This window comes from Pseudomonas sp. JS3066 (assembly GCF_036328175.1).
GTDB lineage: Bacteria > Pseudomonadota > Gammaproteobacteria > Pseudomonadales > Pseudomonadaceae > Metapseudomonas.
On sequence record NZ_CP143312.1, the window covers coordinates 3,478,660 to 3,493,950 of the forward strand.

At 63.1% G+C, this 15,291-nt stretch carries 14 protein-coding genes; 4 read left to right on the top strand and 10 right to left on the bottom strand.

All coding sequences use genetic code 11. From position 1 onward, the window contains the following. Positions 1-35: 35 nt before the first annotated feature. From atuF to SA496_RS16495, 3 genes are all read left to right on the top strand, one after another. Positions 36-2,021 carry a geranyl-CoA carboxylase subunit apha gene (atuF, locus tag SA496_RS16485; protein WP_153917217.1) on the top strand — a complete coding sequence of 662 codons (1,986 nt, stop codon included), beginning with the start codon at positions 36-38 and terminating at the stop codon, positions 2,019-2,021. 128 nt (positions 2,022-2,149) lie between these two features. Continuing rightward, entirely contained in the window at positions 2,150-2,974 is an 825-nt protein-coding gene (locus SA496_RS16490; protein ID WP_330114151.1) for an SDR family oxidoreductase, read from the top strand. Positions 2,975-3,214: 240 nt separating this feature from the next. Further along, complete coding sequence (locus SA496_RS16495) at positions 3,215-5,038, top strand: long-chain-acyl-CoA synthetase (protein ID WP_120650142.1); 1,824 nt, start codon at positions 3,215-3,217, stop codon at positions 5,036-5,038. An 82-nt stretch (positions 5,039-5,120) separates the two neighbouring features. Here the strand turns inward: SA496_RS16495 and SA496_RS16500 are convergent, their stop codons facing one another. From SA496_RS16500 to SA496_RS16535, 8 genes are all read right to left on the bottom strand, one after another. After that, a complete protein-coding gene (locus tag SA496_RS16500) occupies positions 5,121-5,729 on the bottom strand; it encodes a hypothetical protein (RefSeq protein ID WP_178123421.1) in 609 nt (202 codons plus the stop codon). Next, positions 5,719-6,387 (bottom strand): hypothetical protein, encoded by a 669-nt coding sequence (locus SA496_RS16505; RefSeq protein WP_120650140.1) that lies wholly within the window; start codon positions 6,385-6,387, stop codon positions 5,719-5,721. The genes SA496_RS16500 and SA496_RS16505 overlap by 11 nt, the downstream gene beginning before the upstream one ends. Continuing rightward, complete coding sequence (locus SA496_RS16510; protein WP_120650138.1) at positions 6,384-6,974, bottom strand: RNA polymerase sigma factor; 591 nt, start codon at positions 6,972-6,974, stop codon at positions 6,384-6,386. Before SA496_RS16510 ends, SA496_RS16505 begins: the two co-directional genes overlap by 4 nt. Before the next feature lies 1 nt (position 6,975). Beyond that, positions 6,976-8,700, bottom strand: coding sequence for a vWA domain-containing protein (locus SA496_RS16515; RefSeq protein ID WP_153917223.1), 1,725 nt, complete (start codon positions 8,698-8,700; stop codon positions 6,976-6,978). A gap of 117 nt (positions 8,701-8,817) precedes the next feature. Then, the gene (locus tag SA496_RS16520) at positions 8,818-10,251 is read right to left on the bottom strand and encodes an aminotransferase-like domain-containing protein (RefSeq protein ID WP_120650134.1); all 1,434 of its coding nucleotides are present in this window, start codon (positions 10,249-10,251) and stop codon (positions 8,818-8,820) included. A 156-nt stretch (positions 10,252-10,407) separates the two neighbouring features. Next, complete coding sequence (locus tag SA496_RS16525) at positions 10,408-11,187, bottom strand: OmpA family protein (RefSeq protein WP_330115648.1); 780 nt, start codon at positions 11,185-11,187, stop codon at positions 10,408-10,410. A 29-nt stretch (positions 11,188-11,216) separates the two neighbouring features. Further along, positions 11,217-11,573, bottom strand: a complete 357-nt coding sequence (locus tag SA496_RS16530; RefSeq protein WP_077526125.1) for a DUF4398 domain-containing protein — start codon at positions 11,571-11,573, stop codon at positions 11,217-11,219. A gap of 14 nt (positions 11,574-11,587) precedes the next feature. After that, positions 11,588-12,406 (bottom strand): substrate-binding periplasmic protein, encoded by an 819-nt coding sequence (locus tag SA496_RS16535; RefSeq protein ID WP_330114152.1) that lies wholly within the window; start codon positions 12,404-12,406, stop codon positions 11,588-11,590. A gap of 115 nt (positions 12,407-12,521) precedes the next feature. On the opposite strand from SA496_RS16535, the gene SA496_RS16540 reads away from it, so the two are divergent. Beyond that, the gene (locus SA496_RS16540; RefSeq protein WP_120650128.1) at positions 12,522-13,451 is read left to right on the top strand and encodes an alpha/beta fold hydrolase; all 930 of its coding nucleotides are present in this window, start codon (positions 12,522-12,524) and stop codon (positions 13,449-13,451) included. Positions 13,452-13,512: 61 nt separating this feature from the next. Here the strand turns inward: SA496_RS16540 and SA496_RS16545 are convergent, their stop codons facing one another. Both SA496_RS16545 and SA496_RS16550 read right to left on the bottom strand, forming a co-directional pair. Next, entirely contained in the window at positions 13,513-14,442 is a 930-nt protein-coding gene (locus SA496_RS16545; RefSeq protein ID WP_330114153.1) for an electron transfer flavoprotein subunit alpha/FixB family protein, read from the bottom strand. A 1-nt stretch (position 14,443) separates the two neighbouring features. Then, positions 14,444-15,193, bottom strand: a complete 750-nt coding sequence (locus SA496_RS16550; protein WP_120650125.1) for an electron transfer flavoprotein subunit beta/FixA family protein — start codon at positions 15,191-15,193, stop codon at positions 14,444-14,446. Between the last annotated feature and the right edge of the window lie 98 nt (positions 15,194-15,291).

Genomic DNA, 15,291 nt, shown 5'->3' on the forward strand with positions numbered 1-15,291 from the left:
GGAAGAGGGGAATCGAAACCGAGGAGCCAGAGAATATGCCCAGCCTCAACAAGATCCTGATCGCCAACCGGGGCGAGATCGCCTGCCGGGTGATGCGTACCGCCCAGGCCCTCGGCTATCGCACTGTCGCCGTCTACAGCGAAGCCGATGTCGACGCCCGCCATGTGCAGCTGGCTGACGAAGCGGTGTGCATCGGTCCGGCGCCGGTGGGCCAGTCCTACCTGTCGATCCCGGCCATCATCGGCGCCGCGCAAAAGACCGGTGCCGACGCCGTTCACCCCGGCTACGGCTTCCTTTCCGAGAATGCTGACTTCGCCCGGGCCTGCGAGGCTGCCGGCATCACCTTCATCGGCCCGACCGTGGAAGCTATCCACCTGATGGGCAGCAAGCGCCTCTCCAAGCTGGCCATGCTGGAGGCCGGCGTGCCTTGCATCCCCGGTTACGAAGGTGCCGAACAGGACGACGCCACGCTGGCCCGCGAAGCCGAGCGCATCGGCTACCCACTGATGATCAAGGCCAGCGCCGGTGGCGGCGGCCGTGGCATGCGTCTGGCGAACGGCCCGGACGAACTCGCGGCACAACTGCGCACCGCTCGCTCCGAGGCGCTGAATGCCTTCGGCAGCGCCGAACTGATCCTGGAAAAAGCCGTACTGAAACCGCGTCACGTGGAAATCCAGGTGTTCGGCGATCAGCACGGCAACCTGGTCTATCTAGGCGAGCGTGATTGCTCGGTGCAGCGTCGTCATCAGAAAGTCATCGAGGAAGCGCCCTGCCCGGTCATGACCGCCGAACTGCGCCGTGCCATGGGCGAAGCGGCGATACAGGCAGCACGCACGGTTAACTATGTCGGTGCCGGTACAGTGGAGTTCCTGCTGGATACCCGTGGCGACTTCTACTTCCTGGAGATGAACACCCGCCTTCAAGTGGAACACCCGGTGACCGAACTGATTACGGGCCAGGACCTGGTGGCCTGGCAGATTCGCGTTGCCGAAGGCCAACCGCTGCCGTTGAAACAGGAAGATATCCACCTCAACGGCCACGCCATGGAGGTACGCCTCTATGCCGAGGACCCGGCTGCCGGTTTCCTGCCCCAAACCGGCGACGTGCTGCGCTGGGAGCCAGCCGAACTGGAGGGTATCCGCATCGACCACGGTCTGGTGGAAGGCCAAGCCGTGTCGCCGTTCTACGATCCCATGCTGGCCAAGGTAATCGCCTGGGGTGCCACTCGCGACGAAGCCCGGCGCAAGCTCGCACGCGCGGTGGAGGACTGCGTGCTGCTCGGCGTGAAGGGCAACCAGCGCTTCCTCGCCAACCTGCTGCGTCACCCTCGGTTCGCCAGCGGGGAAGCCACCACCGCCTTTATTGGAGACGCTTTCGGCGACGATTCCAGCCTCTGCCCGCAATCGGCTTCGCCGATGGAGCTGGCCGTCGCAGCCACCCTGCTCTACCAGGCCTCGGCCACGCGCTCCGCCCACCAGGGCAGTCTCGCCGGCTGGCGCAGCGCCGGCAGTGCCCCTTGGTGCCTGGTGCTGCGTCAAGGAGAGCAGAAGCACGCCGTGGAGCTGGCTGTGCAGGAGGCCGGCCGGCAACCACGCCTGCTGGCAAGGGTGAATGACGCGGAGATCGCCGTTCGCCTGGTGAGCGCCGATGGCCGCTGGGCGATCGTGGAGCTGGACGGAATTCGTCGCCGCATCGCCTACCACCAGCAGGCCGCACAGCTCTGGCTGTATGGCCAGAACGGCAATCTGGAACTGCAAGACGTCACCCACGAGCCCGCCGGCGGCCAAGCCGGTGCCGGATCCGGCGTAGTGAAGGCGCCCATGGACGGTGCCATTGTCGAGGTGCTGGTGGCCGAAGGCTGCCGCGTCTCCAAGGGCCAGCTACTGGTGGTACTGGAAGCCATGAAGATGGAGCACCCGCTCAAGGCCGGCGTTGACGGTGTGATCCGCCGCGTTCAGGTCAGCCAAGGCGACCAGGTGAAAAGCCGCCAGTTGCTGGTGGAGGTAGAGGAAAGCCTCTGACGAGGTACGTTTCGTAGGAGCGAGCTCTGCTTGCGAAGGATTGCGGCACGATTCGCCCTGTAGGGGCGAATTCATTCGCCAATGGCCGCAGCGCGGCCCCGGACAACAACAAGAACCAGGAGGTCCAGATGTCTCTTTCCGGCAAGACCCTGTTCATCACCGGCGCCAGTCGCGGCATTGGCCGTGAAATCGCCCTGCGCGCCGCCGCCGATGGCGCCAATATCGTCATCGCTGCCAAAAGCGCCGAGCCCCATCCGAAGCTGGCTGGAACCATCTTCAGCGTGGCCGAGGAAGTGGAAGCTGCCGGCGGCAAGGCCCTGGCGCTGCAACTGGACGTGCGCGACGAGAACGCCGTACGCGAGGCCATGGCCAGGGCCGCCGAACACTTCGGCGGCATCGACGCACTGGTCAACAATGCCGGCGCCATCAAGTTGGTGGGCGTGGAGCGCCTGGAGCCCAAACGTTTCGACCTGATGTACCAGATCAACACTCGCGCAGTGATGGTCTGCAGCCAAGTCGCTCTGCCCTATCTGAAGCAAAGTGCCAATGGCCATATTCTCAGCCTGTCGCCGCCGCTCAACCTGGCAGCCAAATGGTTCGCCCAGCACGGGCCCTACACCGTCACCAAGTACGGAATGAGCATGCTGACCCTGGGCATGAACGAGGAGTTCAAGCGCTATGGCATCAGCGTCAACTCACTCTGGCCGCAAACCATGATCGCTACCGCCGCCATCGAGTTCGAACTGGGCAGCCGCGACGCCTTCAAGCGCGCGCGCACGCCGGCGATCATGGCTGATGCCGCCTACGCCATCCTGGCAAGCCAGGGTCGCAGCATCACCGGCCGCCTGTTGATCGACGAAGAAATCCTGCGCGAGCAAGGCCAGACCGACTTCGAACAGTACCGCTACGACCCGCAAGGGGGCTCGCTGGTGCCGGATCTGTTCCTGGATTGAGGTCCAAAACCTGTAGCGGTGAATTCATTCGCCAAGCAGGCCGAAGGTCTGCCCTGAAAGATCGAATGGGGCAGCGATGCTGCCCTTGGCGAATGAATTCGCCCCTACAATAGCCTTGCGCCACCGCCACTATTTGCCCATCTGCCCCCACATCGCCGCGCGAGAGTCATGGTGGGGTTCGGCGACCCGTTCTAGAGTCAGGAAGACGACTGCGTACAACAACGACAACACGCGAGAACCATGAGCCAGGTCGAACTGATTTCCCCATTGAGATTCATCGCCCGCCTGCCGACTAACCTGCCACGCCTGCCGCGCATGCTGCTGGGGCTTTATTACACCGGCATTCGCAACCGCGAGAAAGCGCTCTCCCTCGGATGGGCGCTGGAGCGAGCCGCGCGCCTGTATCCCGATCGCCCTGCAGTGGTCGACGAACAACGCCAGCTCAACTACACCCAGCTCAATGCCTGGAGTAACCGTCTGGCCCATGCCCTGAAGGCCGAAGGCGTTGCCCATGGCAGCGTGGTGGCTGTGATGCTGGAGAACCGTATCGAAGTGCTGGCGGTACTCGGCGCGCTGGCAAAGCTCGGGGCGATCGCCGCTCTGGTGAACACCACACAGCGCGGCAAGGTGCTCAGCCATAGCCTCAACCTGGTGAAAGCTCGGCATTTCGTGGTGGGCGAAGAGCTACGCGGTGCCTTCGATGAAGTTCGCAATGAACTGGAAGACTCCCGTCGCTGCTATTGGGTGGCCGATGCCGATAGCCTGCTCGAGCCCGGCGACGCTCCCGCCGGCTGGCGGAACCTGATGCGCCTCGCCCTGGGCCAGCCCGGGGACAACCCGGCGGACACCGGGCAGGTGCGCCTCAAGGACGCGTGTTTCTATATCTACACCTCAGGCACCACAGGGCTGCCCAAGGCTTCGATCCTCAGTCATGGCAAGTGGATCAAGGCCTATGGCGGCTTCGGCCACTCGGGTCTTGGCCTTAGCGAGACCGACGTCTTCTATCTGACCCTGCCCTGCTATCACAACAATGCAGTCACCGTGAGCTGGGCCTCGGTGCTGGCCGGTGGTGCCGCCATCGCCTTGCGTCGCAAGTTCTCCGCCAGCAATTTCTGGAAGGATGTCGCGCGCTATCAGGCCACCTGCTTCGGCTATATCGGCGAGCTCTGCCGCTACCTTCTGAACCAGCCGCCCTGCCCCGAGGAGCGGAGCAACAGCCTGACCTGCATGATTGGTAACGGCCTGCGCCCATCGATCTGGGGTGAGTTCAAGTCGCGCTTCGGTATCGAGCGCGTGATGGAGTTCTACGCCTCCAGCGAAGGCAACATTGGCTTCACCAACGTATTCAACTTCGACAATACGGTGGGGTTCTCCCCCGCAACTTTCGCCATCGTCCGCTATGACCTGGAAAATGACCGTCCGCTACGGGACCCGCGTGGCTTCCTTCAGGAAGTGGCGCAGGGTGAGCCGGGTCTGCTGATCAGCGAGATCAGCCCCAAGTGGCCCTTCGACGGCTACACCGATCCGGCCAAGAGCGAGGCGGTGATCTTGCGTGACGTGTTCAAGAAGGGCGATGCCTGGTTCAACACCGGCGACCTGATGCGTGGTATCGGCTGCAAGCATGCACAGTTCGTCGACCGCCTTGGCGACACCTTCCGCTGGAAAGGCGAGAACGTTTCCACCACCGAGGTCGAGAACGCCTTGGGCGCCTTTCCCGGCGTGGAGGACGCGGTGGTCTACGGCGTGGAAATTCCCGGCACTAATGGCCGTTGCGGCATGGCAGCCCTGCGCCTGAGCAGTGGCACACAACTGGATCGCCAGGCCCTTGCCGATCATCTGGATCGAGAACTGCCGGCCTACGCCTCGCCACTCTTCGTGCGCCTGCTGGGAGAGGTGGAGACCACTGGGACCTTCAAGTACAAGAAGACCGAGCTGAAGCAGCAAGCCTATGACCCGGAATCAGTGCGCGAGCCCCTCTTCGCCCGCCTGCCGGGCGATCCGGACTTTCGCCCCCTGGATGGGGCGCTGTATCAGGCAATACAGCGCGGCGAATACCGTTTCTGAGGCTTCCTGAAACTGTGCGGGCGAAATCATGCGCGAATGAATTCGCTCCCACAGGCTGGCGCCGACCTACGACTGCGACGGCCTATCGCTTGAACTCGAACTGCAATTCGGCGCCCTCAACGGAGCGCCAGTAGTCGTCTTCCCGTTCGTTGGTAATCAACTTGCCATTGAGCTGAAACGGGCTCTCCGGTGCAGGTTTCTCCACGAACATCTGCGGTAGCAGGGGTTGGTCCGGCAGATCGGCAGTGGCTTCGCTCGGCTGCAGCTGATCGACCAGCCCCTTCGGCAAGGTGAGGTCGAGCTTGGCCTTGGGCAATGGCGCCTCGGTCGAAGCGGCCACCGGCGGTTCCTTCGGCTTGACCGGAGCAGGAGGCGACGGCACCGGCTTGGGCGTTGGCACCGGTGGCGGTGGTACCGGCTTGGACTCCGGCACGGGCGGGGGCTCCACGGGTGCAGCCGGTTCGGAAGCCGAGCGCGCCGGCTCCGGGCTGGCGGAGATGGGTGGCGGTGCGGGAGGCGACTTGGGCTGCGAGGGGGCATCCTTGTCGCATGCCGCCAACAAAGTCAGTGCCAGGCCGGCACAAAGCAGATGAATCGAACGCATGGAAGTTCTAGCGGGGGCAGTGATGGCGCCATGCTCCACCTTAGCCAGCAGCGTGGCAAGTCCGGCGCGACCGCTGTCAGCGGTCACGCTCCAGTTTCCGCAGCTCGGCGGCGATATCCCGCTCGGGGTAGCGGGTCTGCAATTCACTCATCAGCTTGCGTGCTTCCTCGCGCTTGCCTGCCCTGTTGAGTTCCAGCACGCGTTGCAAGCTGGCTCGCGGCTCGACTGGCGGTGCGGCCCTGGCCATTTCGGCCTTGGGTGCGGCCTCTTCCAATTGCATCGGTTCTTGCTGGCGTGCCTCGACTTCGGCGCTGCTGTCGGCCATGGCCGAAGCTTTTTTCTCAGTCTGGGCAGGAGGGCTGGCCAGGGTGGCCGGTGCGGCCTTGGACATGGGTGCAGCGGCCGGCGCCGGAGCGGAGTACTGCATGGGGCTGGCGGGCGGAGCATCGAAACGCTGCTCGGCCTCCTGCTGGGTGCGCAAGGTCAGGCTGAGCCCGATGCCCAAAGTGGCGAAGCCGGCCACAGCGACCGCCCAGCGCTGCCGACCGCCAGAACCGAACAGCCAGGCATGCAGGTGCTTTCCCCAGGAAGGCACTTTTTCAGCCCTGTTCTGCGCTGCCTGCGCCGCAGCCGCGGCGAGGATACGCTGGTCCAGTAGCACCGAGGGCTCGTCGTGACAGTGGCGACGGTAATGTTCGAGCAGTTCCCGTTCCATGGCGTCCGGCTTGTGCGGGTCTTGGTTCATGCGGATACCTCCTCCGCCGCGGCCGGGTCGGCCAACAGCCGACGCAACTTCTGCAGCGCATAGCGCAGACGGCTTTTCACCGTTTCCGCGGGTGTACTCGTGAGTTCTGCGATCTCGGTCACTTCCAGGTCGCCATGGGCACGCAACAGAAACACCTCGCGCTGCTCACCCGGCAATTCGTCCAGGGCCGCGCGCAGGCGTTGCTGGTCCCGGCTCAGGGAAAGCTCCCGTTCGGGATCCGGGCTGCTGCCCGGCAGTGCCTCACCGTGGAGCGTCTCATCGAAGGTTTCTTCCCGGCCCTGCAAGCGGCCGTACTTGCGCCAATGGTCGATCAGGCGATTGCGAGCGATCTGGTAGAGCCAGGTCTTGAAACTGGCCTGGCCGAGCGGCGAGGAGTCGCTGCGAATCAGGTTCAGCCAGGTTTCCTGGAAGATTTCCTCGGCCAGCGCGCCATCACCACACAGGCCACAGAGAAAACGGTAGAGGCCAAGGCGATACCGCGCGTAGAGCACGCCAAAGGCCTCGGCATCGCCGTTGCGGTAACGCCGCAGCAAAGCGGCGTCGTCATCCGTGAGGATCGCGTTCACGTCATTCCTTCCGCGCGTGGGATGGAGCGGGAGTTTGCAGGCTTTGCGCCAGTTCCACCAGTTGTACGAACTCACTACGCAAGCCGAAGCGATCGTCGCCACGGGCCGCGCGAGCCAGGCTGGCGCTGTCGGACAGGCTGAAATCCCCGGTGTATTGCCCCCCTTTGAGCAGCTGGGCGAAGGCAGCTACCGCAGCAGCAAAGCGCAGGTCCTCGCTGGCCTCGCCGGGGCTGGTCACATTGGCGGCAGCGATGGGACGTTCCAACAAGCGGCTCTGCTCCGTACCCGGCGCCTTGTAGCGCACACGCAACCAGGCAAGTTCGCCAGGATTGCCTTGGGTCTTGGCGGTCGACTGGTAGCGCAGCGGCTCCAGCCAGCCCTTGGCACCTGCGGGGACGATCTCGTAGAGCGCGGTGATGGTGTGTCCGGCACCGATCTCGCCGGCATCCACCTTGTCGTTGCTGAAGTCTTCACGCTTGAGCGCGCGGTTCTCGTAACCCAGCAGGCGGTACTCGCTGACTTCGGCCGGATTGAACTCCAGTTGCAGCTTCACGTCGCGGGCCACTACCGAAAGGGTCGAATCAAGCTGGTCCACCAGTACCTTGCGTGCCTCGCGCAGGTTGTCGATATAGGCGTAGTTGCCGTCACCGGCATCGGCCAACTGCTCCATCAGCCGTTCGTTGTAGTTGTCCATGCCGAAACCCAGCGTGGTCAGGGATACCCCGCCCTTGCGCTTCTGCGCAGCCAACTGCTTGAGGCTTTCGAAGTCGCTGATGCCAACATTGAAGTCACCATCGGTGGCCAGGAGGATACGGTTGATGCCATTCGGGATCAGGCCCTTCTGCGCTTCTGCATAAGCCAGCTGGATACCCGACTCGCCCGCCGTGGAACCGCCGGCGCTGAGCTGATCGATGGCGGTCCGGATCTTCGCCTTCTCGCTGCCAGGCGTGGAGCCAAGCACCACCCGTGCCTCCCCCGCATAAGTGACCAGGGAAACCCGGTCCTGGGGTCGCAACTGGTCCACCAGCAGTTTCAGGGTGCCTTGCACCATGGGCAGGCCCTCGCGGCGATCCATGGAACCGGAGACATCCACGAGAAACACCAGATTGGCCGGCGGCAGCTGTGCGACCTTGCTATCGGATGCCTTGATTGCCACTCGCAACAAACGCGTCTGTGGGTTCCACGGAGTCTGCGCCAGTTCGATGCCGATGCCGAACGGCACATCGCCCTCGGGCATTGGGTAGCTGTAGGGGAAATAATTCACCATCTCCTCCAGCCGCACCGCGTCGGCCGGCGGCAATTGGCCGCCGCTGAGGAAGCGTCGCACATTGGCGTAACTGCCCGTGTCCACGTCGATGCTGAAGGTTGAGACGGGCTCGTTGGCCACCGAATGCACCGGGTTGTCAGCCAGATGCTGGTACTGCTCCCGGGGCACATCGCGGTAGCCCGGCAGCAAGGCATCTTGCATTGGGGCGGGCGCGATCATTGGCATCTGTCGTGCTTCGGCAGCGTAATCGGCGCGCTTGGCGAGCGTTTCCGGCGCACTGGCGATGGCCTCCCGGTGCATCTCCGGCTCGGGCTGGTTCAATACCGCAGGCGGCACCGAGGCCTTGCTGGCGGGCGGAGCCGAGGCATCCTGGGCGCTGCAGGCGGCCAGGGCGAGCAGCAGGCCCGCGGTGAAGCCAGCGGCCAAAGGTTGGTGCGCAAGGAACTGATGGCTGGACATGGATGCCTCCTGGGAACGAATGAGCCACTCGCACCAGTAGACGGATGCCTTACGCCAGACGGGTTAATGCAGGAAAAAATTATTCGCCAAGGACCACAGGCGGCCCCTGGCTGAAAGTTACAGCCCCACTTCCTGGCACAGCTGCTTGGCCAGCATGCCGAGCGTCATCATGGCCCGCTCAGCCTCGCGGTTCCACGGGATGCCGCAGTTCAACCGTACACAGTGGTTGAACTGTTCCGTGTTACTGAAGATCAGCCCCGGCGCGATGCTGATGCCCTGCTGCAAGGCACGCATGTGCAGGTCCTTGGTGTTCACCTTGGCCGGCAAGCTGATCCAGAGGATGAAGCCTCCATTGGGGCGGGTAATCTGGGTGCCTTCTGGGAAGTACTGCTGGACCGCGAGCTGGAAGGCAGTGAGGTTCTTCCGGTACTCCTGTCGGATGTAGCGCAGGTGCCGGTCGTAGCCGCCATTCTCGAGGTAGGCCGCCACCCCCATCTGCGTGACGCTGCACGCCGAGTGGGTACTGAAAGTCTGCAGGCGCTGGATTTCCGCCTGGTACTTGCCGGCGACCATCCAGCCGATGCGCACACCAGGCGACAGCGTCTTGGAAAAGCTGGAGCAGTAGATCACCCGGTCGTCCAGGTCATACGCCTTGATCGCTTTGGAAGGCCCCTGATCGAACATCAGTTCGCCATAGATATCGTCTTCGATGATCTGGATGTCAAAGTCCGAGGACAGGCGCAGCAGTTGCTTCTGTCGCTCCTCGGGAATGGTGCCGCCCAGCGGGTTGCTCAGGCGCGCAGTCAGAACCAGCGCCTTGATCGGCCATTGGTTGGCTGCCAGCTGCAGGGCCTCCAGGCTGATGCCAGTGGTCGGGTCGCTCGGGATCTCGATGACCTTCAGGCCGAGCAGGTCGGCCAGTTGCAGCAGGCCGTAATAGGTCGGCGACTCCGTGGCAATCAGGTCACCCGGACGGGTCAGCACCCGCAAGCTCATCTGCAGCGCGTCCACACAACCGTGGGTAATCACCACTTCGCTGGGGTCAACCACTACGCCGGCGTCGCGCATGCGGATCGCCACCTGGCGACGCAGCGGCTCGAAGCCGGGGCTGAACATGTAGCTGAAGGCGCGCGGGCTATGGAAGCGTGTGACCTTGGCGAGCTGCTGGTGGAGGGTGCGTACCGGCAGGTAATCAACATGGGGAACGGCTGCGCCCAAGGGGAAGACACCCTCGCGGCGGGACTCGGCTAGAACCTGTTGAATGATGCTGGCGCGGGTGACGAGGCCCGGGCGTTCGACACGAGCGATATCCGGGGTGGACGCGGTCAGGGCCGGGGTCTGGTGCACATAGAAGCCGGATTGCGGACGAGCGCGAATCAGTCCCTGGTCCTCCAGGCTTGCGTAAGCCTGCAGCACGGTGGCGTGGCTGACACTGAGCTGGGAACTGAGCTTGCGCACCGAAGGCACGCGTTCGCCCGGCTGGTAGACGCCTCGGCGAATATCATCGGCCAGTTGCTGGGCGATGCGTTGGTAGAGCAACAGATTGGTCATGACGGCAGCACCTGTATCACTGGACCGAAACACTATCTGAACACTTAACAACTGCACCGGTACAGATCGGGAAATTGTGTGCGATACAGTGAATTTGTCCAGGCATGAAAAAGCCCCGGTGCCGAACGGCAACCGGGGCCTTGTGGCAGAGCGGCTTCAGCGTGCCGAGCCGAGCTCGCCCTTTTCATTGGAGAAGACGATCTCCACTCGACGGTTCTGCGCCCTGCCGCGGTTGGAAGCGTTTTCGGCTACAGGGAAGGCTTCGCCATAACCCTGGACCTGGATGCGCTTGGCATCGATGCCGAGGTCGACCAGGGCATCCGCCACCGCCTGGGCACGATCGGTGGAGAGCCTGAGGTTGTCTGCCTTGTTGCCGCTGCTGTCGGTGTAGCCCTCGATACGTACGACACGGCGTGGGTTCAACTGGAGGAACTGCACCAGTTTCAGCACCGTGCGATTGGCCGAAGCCTTGAGATCAGCGTGACCGGTATCGAACAGCACATCGCCCAGGGTCATCACCAGGCCACGATCGGTCTCAGTGGCGGCCAGCGCGATCATCTGCTCTTCAAGCCACTTGCCCTGCTGCTGGACACTGAGGAGCTTGGCTTCACGCAGAGCCAGTTGCAGGCGCTCGCGCTCCATCTGCAACTTGGCGGCACGCGCCTGGTTCAGGCTCTGTTCGCTGTGCTGGCTGGCGATCTCGCTGTAGCGCTGGCTGAGATACGCGTAGTGGACTACGTCCCGGTCATTGCCCCAATAGCTGGACAGGCGCTCGGCACGAGCCAGGGATTCGCCAGCGCGGATCACATCCTTCGGCGCGGCGCTGAGGACGTTCTGGTCCTCCTTTACCTTCTGGAACATCTGGCGAGCCTGCTCGAGGCTCTGTTCGGTCTGCTGCTGGTTGGCGCAACCACCGAGCAGTCCAAGGCCAAGCATCAGGCCGGCGGTCAATGCATGATTCCGTATCACTGCACGTCTCCCAGCTGCTTGCGCAGGCGATTGATCCGCGCGGTCAGCTCGGCCAATTGGTCCTGGCTCTTCTTGGTGAGCACCTTGGCTTCCGCCAGGCGTGCATCCAGTTCCGCCTCTTCGGCCAGGACGCGCGCACGCTTGTAGTCCTGCTCACCCATGTTCTTCTCGGCCAGGGCGAGTTTGTCCTGGGCAAGCTTCATTTCCTCGATCTGTTCGGTGGCGCCGACGGCCTTGGCCTGCTCCACGGCCTTCTCGGTAAGGCGCATCTGTTCGATGGGCGCCGGATCGCTGGCACAGCCGGCCAGGGCCAGCACAACCAGGCCGGCGGCAAACAGGGGTGTCTTGCTCACTAGAGGATTCCTAATCATTCGGGAGTGCCGGCGGGTTGCATCATCTGCAGTGCCTTCCAGCGTTCCAGGTTGCGCTGCAGCAGGGTTTCCGGCACTCCGGCGGCGACCAATTCTGTCATTTTTTTCGCGAGCTGTCCGCGCAGCCAGGGGTCGTTGCAGGCCGAGTTGTGGGACAGCGTCAGGTACAGACCTTCACTGGAAATCGGAGGTTCCAGCGCGGCCAGATCGTCGGCCATGCCCAGGGTGTCGGCCAGCACCAGGCCGGGGTAACGCTCATAGAGCACGTAGTCGGTGCGCTCCAGCAGCAGCTTCTGGTAGGCCTGGGTCAGGCTGGGAACCTCTTCGAGCTTGAGATTCTCCTTGGCGAAGCGGTCGAAGGCCTCGCCAAAGCTGTTCTTCACCAACGTGCCGCCTGTGTGGCTGCGCAGGTCTTCCCAACCGCTGTAGGGGAACGCGCGCTCGCGCTTCACCCAGACGACGCTTTGGGTTTCCAGGAAGGCCGGATGAACGTAGTCCATGGTTTCCAGGCGCGGCAGGGTGAGGAAGGCCCCTGCGATCAGGTCGACGCGACCGGTACGGACTTCATCCTGGGCACGGGACCAGGGGCCGGTGTAGAGGATTTCCACCTTGAGCCCGAGTTCCTTGGCGATCTGCTTGAGCAGGTCGGCATTGGCGCCTATGAGTTGCTTGGGGTTCTCGGGATCGCGCCACAGATAGGGGGGATACTCGGGATTGCCGGTGGCCACCAGACGCTCGCATTTCCCGGCGGCCTGCCCGACTCCGGGCAACAGGCACAGCACGAGGAGCAAGGACGAGAGCTGCAATCTTGGCATCTGAAGTTTCCTGGGCTGGACATTCGATTGGCACCGACTTGTGCTGCATCGCCTGGAGCGAGCTTTATGCTAGCGTACAGGCGGCTTAAAGAACTATTCGCAATAAGGGCAGGCCATGAAGAAACTCATCATCGCAGTCATCATCTTGCTAGCGGCTGCGGCGACAACCCTCTACTTCTCTCCCATGGCGCTCACCGCCAGCGTGCGCCTCGTTGAGCGCCAACTTGCCGGTTTGTCGGAGCGCCAGATCGCGCTGGGCGATCTTAGCATCCATTACTACGAGGGCGGCCCGACCAAGGGCGAAACCATCGTGATGATCCACGGGTTCGGCGCCAGCAAGGACAACTGGCTGCGCTTCGCCCGCCATTTTACCGAGCGCTACCACGTCATCGCGCTTGACCTGCCTGGCTTCGGTGACAGCGACCGTCCTGCCGGCAGCTACGATGTCGGCACCCAGGCCGAGCGCCTGGAGTCCTTCATCAAGGTACTGGAGTTGGGCAAAGTGCACCTGGTAGGCAACTCCATGGGCGGCCATATCGCCGGGATCTTCGCAGCACGCTACCCGCAGCAGGTGCGCAGCCTGGGGTTGTTCGACAATGGCGGGATCACGGCCCCGAACAAGAGCGAACTGTTTCGCCTGATCGAAGGCGGCCAGTCCAATCCCCTGATAGTGCGCAATGCCGATGACTTCCAGCACTTGCTGGATTTCGTCTTCGTCGAGCCGCCGCCCCTTCCCGAGTCAGTGAAGACCTACCTCGCCGAACAATCCATGGCTAACGAGGCGCACTACAACGAAGTCTTCCGCCAGCTCCGGGAGCGCTATATCCCACTGGAGCCTGAGCTGTCGCGAATCGAGGCCCCTACCCTGCTGCTCTGGGGAGATCGCGACCGCGTGCTGGATGTATCCAGCATCGAGGTAATGAAACCACTGCTGAAAAAACCAACAGTGGTAATCATGCGGGACTGCGGACACGCTCCCATGCTCGAGCGCCCGGAAGAAACTGCCCGGCACTACCAGGCCTTCCTCGACGCCAGCCGCCGTTAAACGGCAATAAAAAACCCGCTCCGAAGAGCGGGTTTTTTGTACGGCAGGCCGGGAAGCGCTATTACAGCAGCTTTTCCAGTTCCGGTACGGCTTCGAACAGGTCCGCCACCAGGCCGTAGTCAGCCACCTGGAAGATCGGGGCTTCTTCGTCCTTGTTGATCGCGACGATGACCTTGGAGTCCTTCATGCCCGCCAGGTGCTGGATGGCACCGGAGATGCCGACGGCGATGTACAGCTGCGGCGCGACGATCTTGCCGGTCTGGCCGACCTGCATGTCGTTCGGTACGAAACCGGCGTCGACGGCGGCACGGGAGGCACCCACGGCAGCGCCCAGCTTGTCGGCCAGGGCATACAGGTGCTTGAAGTTGTCGCCGTTCTGCATGCCACGGCCGCCGGAAACGACGATCTTGGCAGCGGTCAGTTCCGGACGATCGGACTTGGCCAGCTCTTCACCGACGAAGGCGGACTTGCCGGCGTCGGAAACAGTGCCCACGGCTTCAACGGCAGCGGAACCGCCTTCAGCGGCAGCGGCGTCGAAACCGGTGGTACGCACGGTGATCACTTTCACGGCCGCGCTGGATTGCACGGTGGCGATGGCGTTGCCGGCGTAGATCGGACGCTTGAAGGTGTCGGCGCTTTCAACGGCGATGATCTCGGAGATCTGGTCGACGTCCAGCAGAGCCGCCACGCGCGGCAGGTAGTTCTTGCCGTTGGTAGTGGCGGGTGCCAGCACGTGGCTGTAGCCCTTGCCCAACTCGGCGATCAGCGGAGCGACGTTCTCCGGCAGCTGGTGAGCGTAGGCGGCGTTGTCGGCGACCAGCACCTTGGATACGCCAGCAACCTTGGCGGCAGCTTCTGCAGCAGCACCGACGCCCTGGCCAGCGACCAGAACGTGGATATCACCACCGATCTTCTGAGCGGCGGTCACGGTGTTGAGGGTGGCGGCGGCCAGCGCGCTGTTGTTGTGTTCAGCGATTACCAGGATTGCCATCTCAGATCACCTTCGCTTCGTTCTTCAGTTTCTCGACCAGTTCAGCCACGGACTTGACCTTGATACCCGCCTGGCGGGCGGCCGGGGCTTCAACCTTCAGGGTCTTCACGGTGGAGGCAGTGGAAACACCCAGGGCATCCGGGGTAACCACGTCCAGCGGCTTCTTCTTGGCTTTCATGATGTTCGGCAGCGACGCGTAGCGCGGCTCGTTCAGGCGCAGGTCGGTGGTGACGATCGCCGGCAGGTTCAGCGCAACGGTCTGCAGACCGCCGTCGATCTCACGGGTGACGTTGACCTTGTCGCCCGCCAGCTCGACCTTGGAAGCGAAGGTGCCCTGGGCATAGCCAGTCAGGGCGCCGAGCATCTGGCCGGTCTGGTTGTTGTCGCTGTCGATGGCCTGCTTGCCGAGGATGACCAGCTGCGGCTGCTCTTTCTCGACCACGGCCTTCAGCAGCTTGGCGACTGCCAGGGAGTTCAGCTCGTCGGCGGACTCGACCAGGATGGCGCGGTCAGCGCCCAGGGCCAGGGCAGTACGCAGCTGCTCTTGAGCGGTGTTCGGGCCGATGGTGACGACGACGATTTCACTCGCTACGCCTTTTTCTTTCAGACGGACGGCTTCTTCTACGGCAATTTCGCAGAAGGGGTTCATCGACATCTTCACGTTGGCGAGGTCGACGCCGGAGTTGTCCGCCTTGACGCGGACCTTGACGTTGTAGTCGACCACTCGTTTGACAGCTACAAGAACCTTCATGGATTCCTCGTTACTCTCCGGTTAATAAGAATGTCGCCAAGACGAGCCTGGCCAGTGATGCAGGTCGGCCGGAACCGACGTCAGCCCAGACAGCGAGC